Genomic DNA, 19724 nt, shown 5'->3' on the forward strand with positions numbered 1-19724 from the left:
GGGCGGCCGCCGGGCCGGGTTTCTCTGCCCCTCAAGCCTGCCTCCGCAGCCGCCGTACGGCCAACCGGGGCCCGCGCCGGGGCCGACCGGGCCGCCCGGCCGCCCGCGCGGTGTCACCAGGTGACCGGTACCGACTCCACTCCGAAGACGACCGCGTCCGTGCGGAAGGACAGTTCGCTCTCGGGTACCGCGAGCCGCAGCCCGGGCAGCCGGCGGAACAGCGTGGCCAGGGCGATCTGCAGCTCGGCCCGGGCCAGCGGCTGGCCCAGGCACTGGTGCACGCCGAAGCCGAAGGCGACGTGGCGGCGGGCGTCCCGGTCCAGGTCCAGCTCGTCCGCGGGCAGGTGGCCGGGGGTGGCGAACACCGCGTCGTCCCGGTTGGCGGTGGAGAGCATCGCGATCACCCCGTCGCCGGCCCGGACCAGGGTGCCGCCCAGCTCGACGTCCTCCAGGGCCAGCCGGGGCAGGCCGGTGTGGACGATGCTGAGGTGGCGCAGCAGCTCCTCCACCGCGCCGGGTACCGCCGAGGGGTCGGCCAGCCGGGCGGCCTGTTCGGGGCGGCGGAGCAGGAGAACGGTGGAGAGGGCCGTCATGTTGGCGGTGGTCTCGTGCCCGGCGACCAGCAGCAACAGGCCGGTCGAGGCGATCTCCCGGAGGGAGAGGTCGTCGCGGGCGGCGAGCCGGCTGAGGATGTCCTGGCCGGGGCTGCGGCGCTTCCGGGCGGCCAGGCCGCCGAGGTAGTCCAGCAGCTCGGCCTGGGCCCGGGCGACCTCCGCCTCCTCGGCGGTGGTGCTGATGATCACGCGGCTGAGGGCCTGGAACAGCTCGCGGTCCTCGTACGGGACGCCGAGCAGCAGGCAGATCACCAGCGAGGGCACCGGCAGCGCGAAGCCGGTGACCAGGTCGGCGGGGGAGCCGCTCGCGATCATCCGGTCGATCGCCTCGTCGACGATCTGCTGGATCTCCGGGCGCAGCGCCTCGACCCGCTTGACCAGGAAGTCCCCGGTGACCATGCGGCGCAGCCGGGAGTGCTCGGGGTCGTCGAGGCGGATGAAGCTGGGATCGGCGGCGGCGATCTCGCGCCGGCCGGGGGTGACGAAGGGGAACTCGGGCCGACGGGCGTCCGCGCTGAACCGGCGGTCGGAGAGCACGGTACGGACTTCGCGGTAGCCGGTCACCAGCCAGCAGGAGGAGCCGTCCAGCAGCTCGGCGCGGGTGACGGAGCCCTCGTGCGCGGCCTCGGTGTAGGCGGGCGGCGGGCTGAACGGGCACCCGCCGACGCGCGGGGCGGGCAACAGGCGGGCGGGGGCGGTGGGCGTGCTCGTCAAGGTGGATTCTCCTCGCGTGGCAAGTGACGGAAAGCGGGTGGCGAGTGGACGGTGGCGGCCGGTCGGCGGTGGGCCGCCCGGGTACCCGCGGCGCGCACCCGGTATGGGGCACCGGGCAGGGGCGCCGGGCCTCGACGGGGCGTGGGGGACAGGGGGCCCCGCGCCCCACCCGTCGGTCACGACGCCCGGTCGTCCCCGGCGTCGCCCGCCTCTCCCGCGTCCTCGGTGACGGTGATCGCACCGCCCGGGCAGAGCTCCGAGGCGAGTCTCACATCGTCGAACCGCGTTGGTGTCACAAGAGTCTGACGAAGACTCACAATCCCGTCCGGGTCGCCCTGTTCGAAGATCTCCGGCGCGGTCAGAACGCACTGGCCGGAGCTGCAGCAGCGGTCCTGGTCGATGCTCACCTGCATGTACGGACACCTCTCGGTGGTGTGGCACCGGATCATCCGGGCCGGCTGCCCCCGCTATCGGTGTCAACCTAACCGTCGCTCTGTCGCACACGAAGAGTGCGGAGGCGGTATCGCACAGAATGGCCGAATCTGTTCTCGCATCGAACAGCCATGAAACGGAAGGGATTTGAGTGAACGTCATACCTGGGGCGGGTGTCAGAGCCCCTCGGCCGCGGCGATCCGGCGGACGGTGGCGACGGTGTCCGCCTCGTCGGCGCTCTTGTCCGTCCGGTAGCGCAGTACCCGGGCGAACCGGAGGGCCAGCCCGGCGGGGTAGCGTGGGCTGCGCTGGACGCCGTCGAAGGCGATCTCCACGACGAGTTCCGGCCGTACCCTCACGATGTACGCATCTCGTTCGACCTCGCGGGCGAGCAGTTCGCCGGTCTGCCAGGCGAGGATTTCGTCGGTCAGGCCCTTGAAGGTCTTGCCGAGCATCACCCACGGCCCGAGGCCGGGCTCGCCCGCGGCCCGGGCCCCCAGGTGCAGATTGCTGAGGAAGCCGCGCCGCCGGCCGCTGCCCCATTCGGCGGCCAGCACCACGAGGTCCAGGGTGTGCCGGGGCTTCACCTTGATCCAGCCCGCGCCGCGCCGCCCGGCCGCGTAGCCGGCCGCCGGGTCCTTGACCAGGACGCCCTCGTGGCCGAGCGCCAGGGTCTCGCGGAAGAACGCCAGTGCCCGCGCGCGGTCCCCGGTCTCGACGCGCGCCACCCGCAGCCCGGCCGGCGCGGACTCGGCCAGGGCGGACCAGCGTTCCCGCCCCGGACGGTCCACCAGGTCGTCGCCGTCCCGGTGCAGCAGGTCGAAGAAGTAGGCGCTGAGCGGGACTTCGGTGCGCAGCCGGCCCGGGTCCCGGCGGGAGGAGGTCCGCGCGGCGGTCTCCTGGAACGGGCGCGGACGGCCGTCGGGGGCGAGCGCGATCGCCTCGCCGTCCAGCACCGCCGAACGGACGGGCAGGCTGAGCGCGGCCTCCGCCACCTCGGGCACCCGGGCGGTGATGTCCTCCAGACCGCGGGTGAACACCGCGACGTCCTGGCCGTCCCGGTGCACCTGCACCCGGATGCCGTCCAGTTTCCACTCCAGCGCGGCCGGTCCGGTCCGGTCGAGCGCCGAGGCCACGTCCGGTGCGGAGGCGGCCAGCATCGGCCGTACCGGGCGGCCCACCTCCAGCCGGAAGGCGTCCAGGGCCGGCACCCCGCCGGTGAGCGCCGCCTCGGCGACCGCGCGGGCCGAGCCCCGGAACATCAGCGCCCGGCGCACCGCTGCCGCCGGTACTCCGGTGGCCTGCGCCACCGCGTCCGCGACGACGGCGTCCAGCGCGCCCTGGCGCAGTTCGCCGATCAGGACCGCGCGCAGGAACCCCTGCTCGGCCTCGGTGGCCCGCTCGAACAGCCCGGTCAGCAGCCGGCGCCGCTCGGCCTGCGCGCCCGCGCCGTGCACCTCGGCGATCCGCTCCAGGGCCCGTTCGGTCTCCCGGACGCCGAGCGAAGGCCCGGCGGCGGCCGGCGGGAGATCCCGGAGGCTCGCGGGCCCGATGCCGGTGCGCAGCCGGTGCGACTCGCCGGAGAGCAGCGAGACCGCCGCCGGGGCCTCGGCCGGGCCGAGCTCGCGCAGGAGGTCCGCCAGCAGGGCGGTCTTGGCCCGGCGACCGGGCTCGTCCGCCACGGCACGGGAGACCAGGGCCAGGTGTCGGAGCAGCATACGGGGCTCCTCGGGTGCGGGTGCGGGTGTCGGCCGGGAGGTCCAGGATCGGCGACCGGGCCCGGCCCGGGCCGCAGGACACGCTTCGGCGGTCTCGCCGGCGGCGCGATGGACGGTGGGGTGGACGGCGGGTGGACGCACTGCCCGCCCGGGGGCCGCTCGCCGCCGGGCGCGGCCGGAACGCGATCGGGGGTTGGTACTGGTGTGCTCTCGTAATCAACTGTCGCCAGTTCCTTGTGGAACCCAGCCTGCTGGTGACCGTGTGTGGTCTCCAGTGGCGTATCGGCTCCAGGTCCCGCCGGTCTCCTTGAGCAGGCGGGTGGTGGTCTTGTCGTGGTAGCCGAGAGCGTCCGCGACGACGGGGGCGGGCATCTCCAGGAGTTGCTGTCGGATGGCGGCTCAGCCGGGGAGTTCTTCGCTGTCCGGCAGAAGTCGTCGGAGTCCATCGACGGTCTGACGTCGGTGGAACGGGTTCTCTGGAACTGAGGGGAGCACGCTGATCGGCATCTTGAGCGTCGCCAGCTCGGTGTCGGTGACGGCTCGCGGGGTTTGCCCGTCCGGCAAGTCACGAATGATCTGGTCGGAGGCGCCGAGGTTGGTCAGGCCGATGCGGGTGCGGGAGTCCGCTGCGGGGTCTCCGGCGGTTGCGGGCCATGCCAGCGCCAGTCTTGCGATCCAGAGGCCGCCATGGATCAGGAGGACTGCGGAGTTGTCCGTGTCCATCAGCGCCAATGGAGATCTCCGATCATCGCAACTTCCGCGCCTCCGTCGGCGAATACGACCTGACCGGTAACGAAACGGTTGTCCGCGCCGGCAAGCCAGCAGATGAGCTCGCCAACCCACTCCGGCCGCCCAGGAAAGCCGCCGAACGGTTGCGGTGAGGCGGTCTCGACGGCGGTGCGGATGTCTTCGCTCGCGAAGATCCAGGAGGCGGCAGGTGTGTCGACGACGCCGGGTGCGACGGCGTTGAGGGCGATGCCGGCTCCCGCCCATTCTGGTGTTGAGGCAACCCTGCGCACCCAACGATTCAGCGCACGCTTGGCGGCGCCGTAGGCGCCCGCGGCACCAACGAGAGATGGCTCAGCGTTGGCAAGAGCCACGGCAGCGGCTTCGTCGCCGTCGAGGCATGCCTGCAAGACGCGCTCGTCCGCGGGCGCCAGCGAAGAGGTCGACGACACGGCCACAGCTCGAGGCGCATCGCTCTGCGCCAGCAGCGGCCGCAAGCCTTCGAGCGTCGCGACGGCACCGAAGTAGTTCGTCTCGAGGAGCCCGGTCCTGCCACCACCCGCGACGGCGAGCACTGCGTCGATGGGCCCACGCTCTGCCACCTGGTCGACCAGTGCCTGTCGGCCCCGGGGCGTGGACAAGTCTGCCTGGATGTCGGCGTCGTTGAGGTCACACCCGATGACCTGGGCGCCGCGCTCGCGAAGCAGCGTCGCGGTGGCAGCGCCGATGCCGGACGCCGAGCCGGTCACGACGTACGTCCGCCCGACGATTCCTGTATATGGCATTGCTTCCTTTCGTGTTCCCGTTCTGGACGCCGGTGGCGTTTCAGGACCGCAGAATCTGCGTTCCCTCACACTGCTTCCTGCGATTTCAGGCACTCGACGCCCGCCTCAAGGGGAGGCCGGGACCCCGCGCCGTCGGTAGTGACAAAGGGCTGCCTGCGACCGAGGTCCGGCTTGGCGCGGCTGGTTCACCGGGGACCTGCGGACCATCTATGGCTGCTCACGCGTGCCGCGGTCGAAGAGTTCGATGAGCTCGTTTGCGCACAGGTCGGGGTCGAGGCCGGCGGACAGGAGCGGGGCCGCGTTGTCGATCGAGGCTCGCAGCGCCGCCGCCATGACCTGCGGATCGAAGGAGCGGAAGGCTCCGGTGCGCTGCCCGGTGGCGAACAGGCTGGCCAGCCGGTTCTGCGATTCGATGTGGTGTCGTTCCCAGCCGCCCAGACCGCCGTTGAGAAGGATCTGTTGGAGCGCCCGCATGTGCGCCGAGTGGCCGGCGATGAACCCCACGTTCGCCCGGATGGCGGCGGCGAGCAGTTCGCGAGTGCCCGTGGCGGCCTCAAGGGCGGGCCGCATGTACGTTTCAACGTCGGCGACGATCTGGTCGGCGACGGCTGCAAACAGTTCGTCTTTGCTGGAGAAGTGGTAGGTGATCAGCCGCTTGCTGCTGAGCCCGGCCTCCTTGCAGATGGCCTCGAAGGTGGTGGCCTGGTAGCCGCGCTCGCCCAGCAAGGCGATTGCGGCACGAGTGATCTGTTCCTTGCGGGCCGCAGTCGCTGCATGACGGGTAGTCATGATGGTGCGCTTACTTGTCTGATTGGGGGTAGGTCCACGGGGACGGCCTTGCGGCCCGCCACGACCGCCACCACGGCCAGAGATTTATCCATACGGATAAAGTTATCCGCACGGATAACGTATGGCAAGTCGTATTGGATCGCCACTGGAAGATCTCGGGCCTGACGGCTTCCCAGCGCGATGGTGAGCTGTCATCAGTGTTCCCGTCTTGCGGTGCGTTGGCTGATGTCAGCGGCGTAGGTGGTCCAGTCGCCGGCTGCGGCTCGCTGCCATTGGACGGCGACGCTGATGTGGATGCCGAGCATGCGTGCCAGTGGTGCGGCTGGGAGTTCCTCGGCGAGTTGGAACAGGGCCGCAGTGCGGGATCGGCCGGGGAGGACGCCGATGGCGCGGAGTCGCTCGGAGAGCCGGAACGAACTGATCGGGTGTCCTGGTCGTCCGCCAGGGAACAGCCACGGCGACGTGTCGGGGGGCTCCGAGTGACGCGTGCCCCTGGCGATCCGCGACCACGTGGTGCAGGCCAACCTCCAGGAGGGCCGCCACGCGCTCGCCCGGAAGATCTTCCACAGTCGGGCCGGACAGCTCTACCAGCGCTACCAGGACGGCATGGAGGATCAGACCGGCGCTCTCGGACTGGTCCTCAACGCCCTGGTGTTCTTCGACACCAGGCACATGGACGCCGCCGTCACGCAGCTGCGCGAGGACGGCTTCGACGTCCGCGACGAGGACGTGGCCCGCCGCTCCCCCCGGCGGCGGTCGTCAGCGGCGCAGGACGCCGACGACCCGCTCCCCGCCGAGGATGGGAGCGTCCTCGCACGCGGCGGGCGTGACCAGGCAGGGGCCCACCCACTTGAGGGCGGCACCAACGTTATGAAGTGGTGGCGGCGCAAGCCCGCACGGCCCGGGGACACCGGCCCCGACCTCGCTCACACTCGGCAAGGGCTGAGCGTCACGCCGGCGGCCGGGTGAGTTTGGCGGCCACGGCGTCGAGGACCCAGTCCAGGCCGGTCGTGAAGGATGCCTCGGCGTTCACGTCCGTGCCGTCGTACACGGCCTTGGTCAGCGCCGGGAAGCGGCCCGTGGCCAGCATTCTCATCACATGCGGGCCGGAGGCGCGCTGCCAGTCGTGCTTGGACAGCCCCGTGGCGCGTTCGGCCCGAAGGTTCGCGATCTCGCGTCTGATCGCGCCGGTGAAGTAGGCGCTGACAGTCTCCACGGCGCGCATGACGGTGTCGATGTCGGCGAGGCCGTCGAGGGCGGCCAGCGTGGCCTCGGTCACGGCGAGGCCGTTCGGGCCCAGGGTCGGGCGGCCGCCGAGCAGGTCGGCCAGCCATTCGTGACGGAGAGCGGCCTGCCTGGTGCGGTGGGCGAGGATGCGCAGGGCCTCCCGCCAGTCACCGGACTGCTCCTCGGGGAGAATCTCGGCGTGGACCTCGTCCACCATGAGGTCGAACAGCTCCTCCTTGGTGGAGATGTATCCGTACAGCCGCATCGGGCCGGCGTCCAGCCGGGCGGCGACCTTGCGCAACGACACCGCCCCCAGCCCGCCCTCGTCGGCCAGCGCGATGGCGGCGGCGACGATCCGCTCCCGGTCGAGCGGCACGGGGCGAGTCGGCGGCTCCGGCCGGTCCCACACAGTCATGGTCACGCCGTTCTGTTGCGATGCGTCGTCATGGGGAAATACAGTGTATCGACATGAGACATCGTATCGCTGTGGTCGGGAGCGGCCCTGCCGGCCTTGCCTTCGCCCGTGTCCTGCACCGCCATGACTACCCCGTCGCCGTCCTCGAACGCGATCCCGCCCCCGACGCCCGCCCCCCGGGCGGCACACTGGACCTGCACGAAGGGCTGGGCCAGCTCGCGCTGGACAAGGCGGGGCTGCTGGCGGAATTCCGGGCGCTGTCTCGTCCCGAGGGGCAGGCCATGCGCATCCTGGACCCGGACGGGACCGTCCTGCGCGACTGGCGACCCCGTTCAGATGACCGGGCCAATCCCGAGATCGACCGCGGGCAACTCCGTGACCTGCTGCTCGGCCCTCTCGACGTCCGGTGGGGGCGGGGCGTGACGCAGGTGGTGCCGGGGACCCGGGATGGCGTACTGGTCCATTTCGCGGACGGGCGCCAGGAGACGTTCGACCTCGTGGTCGGCGCGGACGGCGCCTGGTCCCGGATCCGCCCGGCAGTCTCGTCGGTGACGCCGCACTACACCGGCGTCACCTCGGTCGAGACCTCCCTCGACGACGTCGACACCCGCCACCCCGACCTCGCCCGGTTGATCGGCGACGGCTCCGTGGCTGTGTACGGCGTGAACCGAGCTATCGTCGCCCAGCGCAACAGCGGCGGCCACGTCAAGGTGTACGCCCAGTTCCGCGCGCCGCTGGACTGGCACACGAACCTGGACCTGGCCGACGTCGAGGCCGTGCGATCGAGTCTGCTGGCTCTGTTCGACGGCTGGGCCGCTCCCGTCCTCGACCTCCTCCGCCACGGCACCGCTTTCGTCCACCGCCCCCTCTACGTCCTGCCCGTGTCCCACACCTGGACCCACGTCTCCGGGGTGACGCTACTGGGCGACGCCGCCCATCTGATGCCCCCGTTGGGGGCGGGCGCGAACCTCGCGATGCTGGAAGGCGCCGAACTCGCCGAGTCCATCGCCACCGGCCCTGGAGATCTGGACGAGGCCGTCCGTGCCTTCGAGGAACAGATGTGGGCACGGGCCGGCAGGTGGGCGAAGATCACGATGGCCGGGCTGGAACGCCTCGTGAGCCCGGACCCCGCCGAAGCCCTCGCCCTCTTCGACCAAGTCCAGCCATCCTGACCGCCAAGCGCGAGAGCACCAGCACTGACAGCTCGCCACGGCTTCACGGACCACCGGCGTGCACCCGATGCGGCCCCAGGTCCTGGCGCGCGGCGGTCTCATGGTCTGCCCGGCTTCGTCCTCGAAGACGAGCCAGGCTCCCCGAGCCGCCGCGGCGCTTTTACCCGGGGCCACACCTCCTTCTTCCACAACTCGACCGCCTGGTCGTCCCGTTCGATGGCCCGGCGGGTCGGCTGCTGCCAGGACCAGCCGTGGCGCTTGAGCAGTGCCCAGGTCCCCTCGACGGTATAGCCGACGTGGAACAGCCGGCCGATCAGCGTCTTCACCCGCGCGAGCGTCCACCGCTGGTCCTCCCAGCCATGGGCGAGCGGACCTCGCTCCAACTCGTGCTCCAGTCTGGCGATTTGCTTCTCGCCGAGCCTCGGGCGACCGGGTGAGCCCTTCGAGAGGACCCCGGCCTCGCCGCGCTCACGCCACTGCCGGCGCCATCTCTCCACCGACCGCTCGCTCACCCGCAGCGCGGTGGCGATCTCCCGGTTCTTCTCCCCGCCCTCGAAGCGTTCCATGGCCTGCAGCCGGATCCGCTCCCGCGCGGCCCTCTCGGTGTCGGTCAACCCGCCGCCCTGCGCGTATCTCACAGGCTCAGGGCTACCGGACCCACCCGACAGCTGTCAGGCGAACCGCCCCGACATCACGCTTTCAGGTTCAGTAGCGGTCCGACGAGGTCAGACCATGCGCCAGTCGAAGTACTGCGAGGGGCTGCCGTTGCAGTCCCAGAGCTGCAGCTTCGTCCCTGACGCGATGATCCCATTGGTGACGTCCAGGCACATGTTCGTCCCCAGGTTGCGCAGCCTGTTGCCGGTGCCCTCGTGGACCCAGCGCTGCGCGACCGTGCCGTTGCAGCCGTAGGTCTGGATCTTGGTGCCCTTGGCCGCGATGCCGCCCGCCACGTCGAGGCACTGGCCCAGGGCACGGAGCTCGAACCCGTCCAGGGCGTCGTCGATGGGCACGCGCCGCCATGCCTGCGAGTTGGACCAGTTGCACCCGTACAACTGGACGGGGGTGCGGTCCTCGGTACGTCCGCCCTCGACGTCGAGGCACAGGTTGGTGCTCCCGACGTTCCAGCCGACCGCCCGGTTGGTGTCGTTGACGAACCGCTCGGCATCGCGGTTGCTGTAGCCGATCCAGTCCGTCGAGATCATGTTCGGCATCCGGCCGAGCGTCTTCGGCTCGCACGCCTTCACCGAGCGGTAGAAGTCGTCGTACGAACGCGCGGAGAAGTTGTTGTTGAAGAACAGCTTCTGGAACGCGCGGGCGTTGGTGTTGGCATGGCTGTTGGGGCCGTCACCATTGGCCCAGGTCGCCTTTCCCAGCTGGGTGGAGATCCCGTCGCCCTTGCGGTCGTTGCAGGCGCCGACGCCGTCGTCGTAGTGGTTCTGTACGGTCCACTCCTTCATGGGGAAGACGTTCAGATCCTGCTTGTCGTACCTCCCCGACAGCATCAGCAGGCGCTTGTTCGTGTTCACCATGTCCTCGACCCTGGGCCAGCCCTTGTTCCAGACGTCCCACGCGTTGGGGTTGAACGCCAGGTCCTGCAGGCCCGGCACCAGATCGAACTCCCGCTGGAGCTGAGCGGTGTCGGTGTAGTCCTCGAAGGTGAGGACGAAGATCTCGTGGGGATTGTTGCGGAGGAAGTCCACGATGGTCTGCATGTGCAGGAACAGCCGCTTGCCCCCGGTCAAGTCGGGGGCTCCGTGCTCGACCCACACCCCGTTGCCGGTACCCCAGATGTCGAGCTCCGTCGCCCGTACGTTCAGGCTGTTCAGCTGGTCGCGCAGGGAGTAGCTCTGGTTCTGCGCGAAGTTGACGCCGTCGGCGCTGTTGGAGAATCCGTTGTGGCTGCCCAGCAGAGTGATCTCGTCGAGATGGCGGTTGTTCCAGCCGTCCGGCGGAGCGGCCTGGGCGGGCGTGGGAGCCAGTACGGCCCCGAAGGCGAGCAGGAACGCCACCATCGCCCAGGCCACGGCCGGCAGCCCCTGCCGTCGGCCTCTTGCAATCGTCTGCATGTGATGCGACTCCTTGTCCCCCTCGTCCGCCCCGTTTCGCCGCGGGTGCGGCGTGGGCGGCAAGGACTCGAAGAGCATGCAAAGCGGAGATCAACGTTCATTAAACGGACGCATGCCGAGCCGCGCCGGACCCGGAGCTCCGGCCGTCAGCAGGGGCTGGAAGAAGCCGGATGCCTCCGGAGCGTGCCAGGTGGGCGCCTCGAAACCGGTCTCCGTGACGAACTCCGAGAGGCAGGACTGGGAGAGGTGGAGCGGGTCGGGCCCGTGGGTCAGGGTCTCTTCGGGGCATGACCCAGATACGCCGGAAACCCGCCACGGGATGATCTTGCAGACCGGAGGACTCGCTACAGGGTGTTGCTCGCGAGGGCGGCGACGCGGTTCTCGTACTCGCGGCGCGCCTTGCGCTGAGCTGGGATCGCTGGGGCGCCCGGGGTGCCGTCGAGGGACTGGCAGCGGATGAGGAGCTGGGGTCCACGGCGGAGAACGCGCCGTCGTGGATGCGCAGCGCGACTTGGTCGCGGTGGAGGACGTCGAGCACGTCGAGGATGTGCCCGGTGCCGCGTACGAGGCGGAACATCTCGGAGATGTGCACGGTGTCGCCCGGCCGGGCGTAGGCGAGCAGTTCGCCGAACTTCGGCCGCTCAAGGGGGTGGAGGCGGCTGGAGGTGCCGGCCTGTTCCTCGAGGACGACCGGGTCTTCGATCCCGGCCTCGGTTAGGACGAGGTTTTGCCGGTCGGTCGACTGCTGGTCCGTCGACACCCGTTTGTAGACCAGGTTGGCCATGCCGCTCCCCGCTCTCGGTGGTCGCATTCGACCCCAGCTGTCAGCAAACCCTGTCATCATCCGCCATCGGATCTGATTGGATCGGCGCCGCCGTCGGGCCCCGGAAAGCCTGGGTTCATTGGACGCCCGGCGCGCCAGTCGTCATTCGTTCGTTTGCCGACACCGGCCTTCAGGGGATGGAACACGCGTCGGGGCCTGCGTCGCCGTTGGGGCACGCGATCTTCTTCGTACGACTGCGGCGGGTTCTGCGGTGCTGTTAGCCTGCGGTCCATGATCAAGGGCGGTTTGGCAGGTCGAATAGGCCGGATGGCGGGGGGCAGTGGGCCGGAGCGCGTGCTGGTCGCCGCCAGTTTCGTCAACCGGGTCGGCAATGGTCTGTTCAACGCGGCGTCGGCGCTCTATTTCACCTTGGTCGTGGGCCTGCCTGCGGTGCAGGTCGGCGCCGCGCTCACCATCGCCGGAGTGATCGGCTTGTGCGCGGGGATACCTGGGGGTCATCTCGCCGACCGGCGCGGTGCACGCGTGATCATGATGCTGGCCCTCGCGGTCCAGGCGGTATCGATGGCGGCCCTCGTCCTCGTCGAGAGCTGGGCCGCGCTCACGATCATCGCGACGGTCGACCAGATCGCCGCGGCGGCCGGAGGGGCGGCGTGGGGGGCTCTGGTGGCCCGGGTCGGGGGTGAGCGACCGGCCATGTTCCGGGCGAAGCTGCGCACCTTCGTCAACCTGGGCGTCGTCCTGGGAACGGCGGGTGCCGGGCTGGCGCTGGCCGCGGACACCCGCGGCGCCTATGTCACGCTGATTCTCGGCAACGCGGCGAGCTTCGCCCTGTGTGCGGTGCTTCTGCTTCTGCTGCCCCGCTATCCGGTGCTGGCAGCGCCGCCGCGGCAGCGGCGCTGGCTCGTCTTCGCGGACCGTCCGTTCCTGACGTTCACCGCCCTCTACGGGGCCATGGGACTGCAGTACCCGGTGGTCTCCCTGCTCCTGCCGATCTGGATCTCCGAGCACACCGAAACGCCGCGTTGGACGGTGGCCGCGCTGTTCGCAGTCAATTCCGCCTTCTGCGTACTGATGCAGACCAAGATCGGCTCCCGTATCGAGACCCCGTACGACGGCGGCAGGGCGTTTCGCACTGCGGGGCTGCTCTTCCTCGTCAGCTGTCCGATGATGGCGCTGGCGGCGTACGCCCCTGTCTGGGCGGCAGCAGGACTGGTCCTGGCGGCGATCTTCGTCCATAGCCTGGGAGAGGTCTGGGAGTCCTCGGCGTGCTTCGCCCTGGGTTTCGGTCTTGCCCCCGACCATGCCCAGGGCCAGTACCAAGGTGTCCTCGGCCTCGGCTTCAACGCGGGCCAGGCTCTTGCCCCTGCGATCCTCACCACGGTGGTGCTAGGCCTCGGCACGGCGGGCTGGCTGCTGCTGGCGTTGTTCTTCGCAATGCTGGGTGCTGCTGGCCCATCTCTTGCCCGCTGGGGTATGCGGACCCGGCCGCAGCCGGGCGTTGCTGCGGAAGCGACGAGATGACCAGGGAGTAGGTGCCAGGAGCCTTCCGCGTGGCATGGAACAGTGCGTGTGCATCGCGTGGCCGCTGGAGTAGCGACATGACATGGGTGATCAGGCCGCCTGACCGTAGCCGTCCGGCGCGGGCGGGGCGTCACCGCGCAGCGGGCTGAAGTCGACGTCCAGATGCGGGTCGTACGCCTCGGGCACGAGGCCGAGCTCATGGGTGGAGTACTCGCCGAAGCGGCGGACGTGCTCGTTCGCGGCCAGCGACAGCTCGTGCCCGCGCACGCCGGGGGTGTGCCGGGCAGCCTCGTAGGGGCCCATGTCGGTGCCCTTCACGAAGGTGGTGATCACGTACCGGCCGAAGGGGTCTTTCAGCTTCGGCTCGTTGCCCGAGGCGGGGCCGAAGCGACGCCACCACTCCACCCAGTACGCCGTGCGGGAGATGATCCCGAGCAGGGAGCGCTCCGGCATCCGGGCCTTGATCTCCTGCTCCAGGGCCTTCGCTGACTGCTTCAGCCTGTTGTACTTCGTGGTGCCGGAAGTGTCCTTCTCCGACAGCAGCGCCAGCAGTTGTTCCCGGTGGGCCTCGCTGAGCTGGTCGTAGACGCCCATGCAGATCGCGGCGTTCACCTCGGTGCGGACCTTCGCCGCGAGCGCGTCCAGCGTGGTGAAGCCCGGCAGCTCCAGCCCGGCCTCCACGACCTTCTCCAGCGCGATGTTGATCAGGTCCGCCGGGCGGTTCTTCGACACGGCCTCGCTCCGCATTACCGCCTCGGCGATCTTCCGGGCCTTCGCCTTGTCGTACGACAAGCCCGTCCGCTGACGTACGGCGGTTCGCTGCCGCTCCGCCGTACGGTTCGCGGCCTTCGGCACCGTGCCCTCTGGCAGGTCCACCGCGCGGCGGACGAAGTCGACCACCGTCTCCGGGATCTCATCCAGCTTCGGGAAGCACCCCATGCGCTGGTACGACTTCAGCGCGAGCAACTGGGCCAGGAGGTGCTCGTCGCAGTCGGTCCGGCCGGCAACCCACTCGACCTCGTCACGGCTCGGCGCGAAGAACAGATGCAGCTCATGCGCGGTGATCAGCCGCTTGAACCGCGGATACGCGGTCCTCTCGATCGAGGTCACAGCCCACCCCGCCCCTGAGGGAATCCAACATCACCGCCAACGACACTGGGCTGTACGGGTGACGGGGCAAGGCCCTCAACAACGCAAGATCATCCCGTGGCGGGTTTCTGGCGTATCTGGGTCATGCCCCCTCCTCGCCTTCGGCCCGACTGCGGAACGGTCGGACGAGATGAGAACGCTTCAGGAATCCCGAAGTTACGTCACAGGCCGGCAGAGCACCCGAAGGAGGAAGGACGCCCTGGCTAGGGGGTCAGCGACTCAGCGGGGGCTCAGGGGAACTCACGGGATGTCGCACAATCGGACCTGCCAGGGACGTTGCGTTGGCAGTACTTGGGATCACGGTGGCGACTGCGCCGGCCTGGCGCGGCTCCTTCACTCGTCGGGCGACTGAGCTGGGAAACGCCGCCGTCTCGCATCTGATGCGAAAAACTCGCGTCCAATGCGATCGACGGAGAGTGATGGCGATGGGTGAGGACGGCCTCGCACCGGGGTCTGCTCGCCTCCACCTGGTCGATGGCCTGCCGATGCTGCGGCCGGGCGAGCAGGTCTTCGAAGCGATGCTCCAGGGCTGGCGCAACCCGTGGGAAGGCCCACTACCCTGGGGCGATGCTGCTTCCCACCGTCCCGCGCATCCGCCTGCGGGCCGCCGTTCAGTCGGCTATCGACACGCCATTCGGCCCGCTGACCTTCACCACGGCCATTGGGAACACGGGCCTTCCGCTGCTGCCCGATGAGCTGTTCGAGCTGCCGGGCGGCCGCACGGTCGCCCGCTGGGTCCGTCCCGCGGCCCGCGTAGAGCTGCTGCTGACCCCGTACGATCCCGAGCTCGACCCCGAGACCTGGGGGCCGCTGACCGACTGCCGTGCGGCGGTCTGGCGGATCGACGCCTTTGCTCCGCTCGGCTGTGTGCAGTTCTCGGCGGGGCTGTCGGCGCGGCTTCCGGAGGGTGCCGACGCGGGGTACGACGGGGGGCAGGCACTGGCCGCGATCACGGTGGAGGACGAGAAGACCCGGCTCACCGTCGGGGGTGACGACGCGGAGGCGATCTGCTGGGCGGCCGACGCGGGCGAGGTGCCCCGACGATGGGCGGCGCTGATCGACGAGGTGTACAACCACTCGTTCAGCACGTGGGGCGTGGACTTCGGCCACAACGGCATGTCCTGGACGCTGCCCCCGCTGGAGGCCGGTGACCACTGTGAACTGCCGGTGATCGCTGCCTGGGCTCCGGTCACGGACGAGAGCGCGAACACTTGGTACGCCGTCATGGCATCGCCAACGGTGCTGCTGCGTCAGGTTGCTGCCGAGTCGACACAGCGGGCCGACGCTCCAGAAGCCGGCTGATCACGATCTGAGCCGAAGACGGATCGACGCGACGGTGACCGCGCCGTGGAAGACGTAGGCGCGCTTGTCATAGCGCGTGGCCAGGCTCGGACGCCTGGCACGCGCACGCAGACCAGTACGCCACCCGGCGCCCGGCCCAGCCCTTCCTGCGCTGGTGCATGGACAACGACACCATGCCCCGACTCACCCTGTCGCCTCATGTGATCAAGCAGGACCAGTCTGCTCGACCAGCTCCGAGCCATCGGCGTTCCCGCCCAGCGCGGCCGAGCCTCAGCGATCCGCCACCCGCTCCCGTCGTCGCCCGGGCCCTCGGCTACTACGACAAAACCACCACCCACCTGGTGATTGAAGCCCGTGGAACCTGGAGCCGATACGCCCCGGGCGATCATCGGAAGTGAGCCCCAGCCGCGAACTCATGCGACCCCGGCCGTCCTGGCGGCCCCACCCGCTACCTTCCTCACATGGAACGGGCCACCATCCTGAGCAGCCTCGCCGCAAGCGGAACTGACACCGCCCCGCAGCGACTCACCGAACTTGCCGCCGAACTCGACATACCGGCCGCCGATCTTCTCGTTGTCGCAGGCCAGCCGGTACCGGCGAAACTCCTTCCCCCGGAGCGCGACGCCTGGGTCATGAGGCAGTTCGCCTACCGCGTCAGTTACTGCGACCACTCGCAGCTCGCCGCGCTGGAGGCATTCGTCCGCTCACTGCCCCGCGTCGCCGCTCCAGAACCATTCATGCAGCCGGCGTGGCCGGGACGCCGTCCCGCCGAGACCAGGTTCGCCGCCGTGCTCGGCGCGCTGATCCGCAATCGCGGCTTCGGCATCCGCGAACTGCCGTTCATGGGACTGTCCCTCAGCACACTGCACGGGATGGTGTGGCGCTGGGACCCGAGTCCGCACCGCCGGCAGCAGCTGTGTGCCGTAGCCGGTCCGCTGGGCTGGACTCTGTCCGATCTCTTCGCGGTGGCTGATGAGCCGTACTCGGAGGAACTCCGCCCGATGCTGCACTGCCACCACCTCGGGCGGGTCTTCACGGCGGCCGTCCCCTTGACCACCGCTCAGCTGATCGAGACCGCGGAGGAAGCGGATCGACTGAGCGTGCGTGAGGACCACGGCGTGTGGCAGCCCGTTTCGCAGGGCTTTGCCGAGGAGTGCCCGGACTTCCCCTGACAGCGAGGGCTTCCTTGGTGCCTTCTGACATGGTTGGGCGCCTTCGCACGTTGTCCGCGCCAGACAGCGATAGCCATGGCGATCGACGTCCGCCGAGCTCGCGTTGATCACTCAGCGCGAGCTCCATTCGGACTCGGCTGCGAACAGACGACGCCTGAACAAGCGAGCTCACCAGTCTCAACCCCCGGTTCCGTGGACCACCGCGGACGACGGCCACCGGGCCCGGAGCACGGGCACCCGGGTCACCCCGCCCGGCCCACGCCCGTCACCCGCGCGATGGCCCCGGACGCCGCTGTGCCGCGCGCGGGCGGCCGGGCCCGTGCGGTGGGGATCGGAAATTCGTTCGGACTTTCTGTTATCGGCGCGCCGCCGGGAGGTCTCCCAGGTGTCGGCACCCGTACCCGCCGACCCGAACAGGAAGCGTGCTCAGGTGAACAGCGAAGACAGGACGACGATTCTCCCGGCGGCCGGGCGCCCCGGTGGCCGGGCCGAGCGGCGCGCCGCCGCCGTGCGGCGGGGGCGTGGGCGGCGGGCCCGTCGGCGGAGCGGGGTCGGTCCGGTGGTGGCCGTGATCGCCGCCGTGGCCGGTACCGGGGTGATCGCCGCGCTCGCCGGCGCCGGGTACGCGGCGTACGACGGGGCGGACGGCGACCGGGACGGCCGGCGGGCGGTGGCGCTCGACCCGCAGATCGCGGCGGAGGCGGGGAACCACGACGGCGTCCAGGTGCCCGGCGCGGGCGGCGTCGACTCCGCTCTCCTCGCCGGCCCGGCCGGCTCCCCGTCCGCCGCCGACCCGGCGCAGGCCGCGTCCGCGTCCCCTGCGACCACCGGCCCCGCGACCACCGGCCCCGCGGCCCCTACCGGCGTGACTCCGCCGTCCACCCCTGCCGCGCCGGCCGTGCCGACCCCGTCCGCGCCCGTCAAGTCCGGCCCGGGCGCCACCGCCAGGCCGACCGCGGACACCGCGGCCACCGGGGCCGCCTCCGCCGCGGCGACGTCCGCGGCCCCGAAGAACGCCGGGGCGCCCGCGAGCGGTACCTCGGCGCAGTTCGCCCAGCAGGTGGTGGACCTGGTCAACGCCCAGCGCGCCCAGCAGGGTTGCGGTCCGCTCACCGCCGAACCCCGGCTGGCCGCGGCCGCGCAGGGGCACAGCGAGGACATGGCGGCGCGTAACTTCTTCGACCACGCCAGCCCCGAGGGCTACCACGCGGACCACCGGATAGACGCGACCGGTTACCGCTGGAGCACCTGGGGCGAGAACATAGCGCGCGGTCAGAAGGACCCGGCCGCCGTGATGGAGTCCTGGATGAACAGCCCGGGCCACCGCGCCAACATCCTCAACTGCGCGTTCAAGCAGATCGGCGTCGGCGTGCGGACCGGCTCCGGCGGCCCCTGGTGGACGCAGGTCTTCGCGGCTCCGTCCTGACCGGCCGGCCTTACGCGCGCGCCCGCTCCAGTGCACCGTGGAGGGTCCCCGTTTTCCGAATCCGCGCAAATTGTTGTTATCTGATCACTCCCCAGAGGTCTCCGAGGAGGCAGCGGCGGACGGAAGAACGGCAAGACGGAGTGCGGACCCATGAACGTTGACGTGCAGAACAGGACCGGGACGACCCTGGTGCTCGCGGCCCAGGCGGGCGACCCGCAGGCCCGGGAGGCGCTGGTCGCCACCTGGCTGCCGTTGGTCTACAACGTCGCCGGGCGCGCGCTGAACGGCCACGCCGACGTCGACGACATCGCGCAGGAGACCATGATCCGCGCGCTGGACGGCCTGGACGGGCTGCGCGACCCGGAGTCCTTCCGTTCCTGGCTGGTCGCGATCACCATGAACCAGGTCCGCCGCCGGTCCGCGAGCCAGCAGCAGACGGCCGTCGGCGGCCTTGACGAGACCTGGGAACTGCCCGACCCCGAAGGCGACTTCACCGACCTCACCATCCTGCGCCTGGGCCTGTCCGGCCAGCGCAGGGAGGTCGCCGAAGCCACCCGATGGCTGGACCCGGACGACCGCGAACTGCTCGCCCTGTGGTGGCTGGAGGCCTGCGGCGAACTCACCCGCGCCGAACTCACCGAGGCGCTCGACCTGACGCCGCAGCACACGGCCGTCCGGATCCAGCGGATGAAGAAGCAGCTGGAGGCGGGGCGCCTGGTGGTCCGGGCGCTCACCGCCTACCCGCGCTGCCCGGAGCTGGCCGACCTCACCGCGGGCTGGGACGGCGTCCCGGGTTCGGTGTGGCGCAAGCGCATCGTCCGGCACATCCGGGCCTGCCCCGCCTGCGACCGGCTGGGGCGCGACCTCTTCCCGGCCGAGGGGCTGCTGGCCGGCCTGGTCCTGGTGCCCCTCCCGTCGGGTTCGCCGACCGCCCTTCCGGTGCAGCCCACCGCGGCCGCGGGCCTGGCCGACCCGAGCGGGGGGCCCGGTGGCCGGGGCGGTCCCACCCGGCGGAGGGCGGCTGTCGCGGGCGGCGCGGCCGCGGTGCTGGCGGTGGCGACCCTCGCGCTGGTCTGGCCGCACCACGCCGCCCCCGAGTCGCCCGCGACCGAACCGACCACCCCGGCGGGCGCACCGGACACACCGGTGGCGGCGATACCGACCCCGCCCACGACGACGCCCCCGACCCCGCCGACGACGGCCGAGCCGGTGACGGCCCCGGCCGCTCCGCTGCCCACCCGGGCGCCCGAGCCCGCGCCGACGACGCCAACGCCCGTCAGTGCCAGGCCGACCGCCCCGCCGAGCCCGGAGCGCCAGCTCGTCGACCTGGTCAACGCCGAGCGCGCCAGGGCCGGTTGCGGCCCGCTGCGGATCGACCCCAAGCTGCACGCGGCCGCCCAGAAGCACGCCGAGGACATGGTGACCCGCGCCTTCTTCGACCACGTCAACCCGGACGGCGCGCGGGCGGACGCGCGGCTCGCCGCCGCCGGTTACCGCTGGTCCCAGTGGGGCGAGAACCTCGACCGGGGACCGGGATCGGCCGCCGCCGTCTTCTCCCGCTGGATGGACGGCGGAATTCACCAGTCCAACATGCTGGACTGCGGCTTCAAGGACGTCGGCGTCGGCGTCGCGACCGGCCCCGGTGGCCCCTACTGGACCCAGGACCTCGGTACCGCGCTCGGCTGAGGGTGCGGCCGGACCTGCCGCGCGGG

16 protein-coding genes and 2 pseudogenes are annotated in these 19724 nt (G+C 70.8%); 7 read left to right on the forward strand and 11 right to left on the reverse strand.

The window, feature by feature from the left end; translation table 11 throughout:
- Positions 1–113 precede the first annotated feature (113 nt).
- From ACIP82_RS10535 to ACIP82_RS10560, 6 genes are all read right to left on the reverse strand, one after another.
- Entirely contained in the window at positions 114–1328 is a 1215-nt protein-coding gene (locus ACIP82_RS10535; protein ID WP_400652801.1) for a cytochrome P450, read from the reverse strand.
- A 176-nt stretch (positions 1329–1504) separates the two neighbouring features.
- Positions 1505–1741, reverse strand: coding sequence for a ferredoxin (locus ACIP82_RS10540; protein WP_400652802.1), 237 nt, complete (start codon positions 1739–1741; stop codon positions 1505–1507).
- Positions 1742–1936: 195 nt separating this feature from the next.
- A complete protein-coding gene (locus ACIP82_RS10545; RefSeq protein WP_400652803.1) occupies positions 1937–3478 on the reverse strand; it encodes an ATP-dependent DNA ligase in 1542 nt (513 codons plus the stop codon).
- A gap of 399 nt (positions 3479–3877) precedes the next feature.
- On the reverse strand, positions 3878–4201 hold the full coding sequence (locus ACIP82_RS10550; protein ID WP_400652805.1) for a hypothetical protein: 324 nt from the start codon (positions 4199–4201) through the stop codon (positions 3878–3880).
- A complete protein-coding gene (locus ACIP82_RS10555) occupies positions 4201–4953 on the reverse strand; it encodes an SDR family oxidoreductase (RefSeq protein ID WP_400652807.1) in 753 nt (250 codons plus the stop codon). Before ACIP82_RS10555 ends, ACIP82_RS10550 begins: the two co-directional genes overlap by 1 nt.
- Positions 4954–5196: 243 nt before the next feature.
- A complete protein-coding gene (locus ACIP82_RS10560; RefSeq protein WP_400652808.1) occupies positions 5197–5778 on the reverse strand; it encodes a TetR/AcrR family transcriptional regulator in 582 nt (193 codons plus the stop codon).
- Between the two features lie 513 nt (positions 5779–6291).
- Between ACIP82_RS10560 and ACIP82_RS10565 the strand changes: the two are divergent.
- Positions 6292–6525: pseudogene (locus tag ACIP82_RS10565) on the forward strand (Tn3 family transposase); the annotation flags it as partial.
- Positions 6526–6727: 202 nt separating this feature from the next.
- Here the strand turns inward: ACIP82_RS10565 and ACIP82_RS10570 are convergent.
- Positions 6728–7420: a TetR/AcrR family transcriptional regulator gene (locus ACIP82_RS10570; protein WP_400653041.1), complete on the reverse strand. Its 693-nt coding sequence runs from the start codon at positions 7418–7420 to the stop codon at positions 6728–6730.
- Between the two features lie 53 nt (positions 7421–7473).
- Between ACIP82_RS10570 and ACIP82_RS10575 the strand changes: the two genes are divergently transcribed.
- Positions 7474–8592 (forward strand): FAD-dependent oxidoreductase, encoded by a 1119-nt coding sequence (locus ACIP82_RS10575; RefSeq protein ID WP_400652810.1) that lies wholly within the window; start codon positions 7474–7476, stop codon positions 8590–8592.
- Between the two features lie 98 nt (positions 8593–8690).
- Here ACIP82_RS10575 and ACIP82_RS10580 read toward each other — a convergent pair whose 3' ends face one another.
- The 3 genes and pseudogenes from ACIP82_RS10580 to ACIP82_RS10590 all read right to left on the reverse strand — a co-directional run.
- The gene (locus ACIP82_RS10580) at positions 8691–9230 is read right to left on the reverse strand and encodes a winged helix-turn-helix domain-containing protein (protein WP_400652812.1); all 540 of its coding nucleotides are present in this window, start codon (positions 9228–9230) and stop codon (positions 8691–8693) included.
- An 87-nt stretch (positions 9231–9317) separates the two neighbouring features.
- Positions 9318–10658, reverse strand: coding sequence for an RICIN domain-containing protein (locus tag ACIP82_RS10585; RefSeq protein ID WP_363612756.1), 1341 nt, complete (start codon positions 10656–10658; stop codon positions 9318–9320).
- 469 nt (positions 10659–11127) lie between these two features.
- Positions 11128–11442 (reverse strand): annotated as a pseudogene (locus ACIP82_RS10590) (recombinase family protein); the annotation flags it as partial.
- 270 nt (positions 11443–11712) lie between these two features.
- Here ACIP82_RS10590 and ACIP82_RS10595 point away from each other — a divergent pair.
- The gene (locus ACIP82_RS10595) at positions 11713–12963 is read left to right on the forward strand and encodes an MFS transporter (RefSeq protein WP_400652813.1); all 1251 of its coding nucleotides are present in this window, start codon (positions 11713–11715) and stop codon (positions 12961–12963) included.
- Positions 12964–13053: 90 nt separating this feature from the next.
- On the opposite strand, the gene ACIP82_RS10600 is transcribed toward ACIP82_RS10595, so the two are convergent.
- Positions 13054–14073, reverse strand: coding sequence for a DUF4158 domain-containing protein (locus tag ACIP82_RS10600; RefSeq protein WP_400652815.1), 1020 nt, complete (start codon positions 14071–14073; stop codon positions 13054–13056).
- 606 nt (positions 14074–14679) lie between these two features.
- Here ACIP82_RS10600 and ACIP82_RS10605 point away from each other — a divergent pair.
- The 4 genes from ACIP82_RS10605 (at position 14680) to ACIP82_RS10620 (ending at position 19698) form a co-directional block, all read left to right on the forward strand.
- On the forward strand, positions 14680–15414 hold the full coding sequence (locus tag ACIP82_RS10605) for a hypothetical protein (RefSeq protein WP_400652816.1): 735 nt from the start codon (positions 14680–14682) through the stop codon (positions 15412–15414).
- 461 nt (positions 15415–15875) lie between these two features.
- Positions 15876–16586, forward strand: coding sequence for a hypothetical protein (locus tag ACIP82_RS10610; protein WP_400652818.1), 711 nt, complete (start codon positions 15876–15878; stop codon positions 16584–16586).
- Positions 16587–17016: 430 nt separating this feature from the next.
- Positions 17017–18012 (forward strand): CAP domain-containing protein, encoded by a 996-nt coding sequence (locus ACIP82_RS10615; protein ID WP_400652820.1) that lies wholly within the window; start codon positions 17017–17019, stop codon positions 18010–18012.
- A gap of 150 nt (positions 18013–18162) precedes the next feature.
- Positions 18163–19698, forward strand: a complete 1536-nt coding sequence (locus tag ACIP82_RS10620) for a sigma-70 family RNA polymerase sigma factor (RefSeq protein ID WP_400652822.1) — start codon at positions 18163–18165, stop codon at positions 19696–19698.
- Positions 19699–19724 lie beyond the last annotated feature (26 nt).

The organism is Kitasatospora sp. NPDC088548 (assembly GCF_044753005.1).
GTDB lineage: Bacteria > Actinomycetota > Actinomycetes > Streptomycetales > Streptomycetaceae > Kitasatospora.

What these genes read in the sequence shown, in the direction of transcription:
- ACIP82_RS10570 (WP_400653041.1), bottom strand. Translation starts at nt 7,420, where the DNA reads ATGACTGTGTGGGACCGGCCGGAGCCGCCGACTCGCCCCGTGCCGCTC.
- ACIP82_RS10585 (WP_363612756.1), bottom strand. Translation starts at nt 10,658, where the DNA reads ATGCAGACGATTGCAAGAGGCCGACGGCAGGGGCTGCCGGCCGTGGCC.
- ACIP82_RS10620 (WP_400652822.1), top strand. Translation starts at nt 18,163, where the DNA reads ATGAACGTTGACGTGCAGAACAGGACCGGGACGACCCTGGTGCTCGCG.
- ACIP82_RS10605 (WP_400652816.1), top strand. Translation starts at nt 14,680, where the DNA reads ATGCTGCTTCCCACCGTCCCGCGCATCCGCCTGCGGGCCGCCGTTCAG.
- ACIP82_RS10595 (WP_400652813.1), top strand. Translation starts at nt 11,713, where the DNA reads ATGATCAAGGGCGGTTTGGCAGGTCGAATAGGCCGGATGGCGGGGGGC.
- ACIP82_RS10575 (WP_400652810.1), top strand. Translation starts at nt 7,474, where the DNA reads ATGAGACATCGTATCGCTGTGGTCGGGAGCGGCCCTGCCGGCCTTGCC.
- ACIP82_RS10610 (WP_400652818.1), top strand. Translation starts at nt 15,876, where the DNA reads ATGGAACGGGCCACCATCCTGAGCAGCCTCGCCGCAAGCGGAACTGAC.
- ACIP82_RS10550 (WP_400652805.1), bottom strand. Translation starts at nt 4,201, where the DNA reads ATGGACACGGACAACTCCGCAGTCCTCCTGATCCATGGCGGCCTCTGG.
- ACIP82_RS10540 (WP_400652802.1), bottom strand. Translation starts at nt 1,741, where the DNA reads ATGCAGGTGAGCATCGACCAGGACCGCTGCTGCAGCTCCGGCCAGTGC.
- ACIP82_RS10560 (WP_400652808.1), bottom strand. Translation starts at nt 5,778, where the DNA reads ATGACTACCCGTCATGCAGCGACTGCGGCCCGCAAGGAACAGATCACT.
- ACIP82_RS10545 (WP_400652803.1), bottom strand. Translation starts at nt 3,478, where the DNA reads ATGCTGCTCCGACACCTGGCCCTGGTCTCCCGTGCCGTGGCGGACGAG.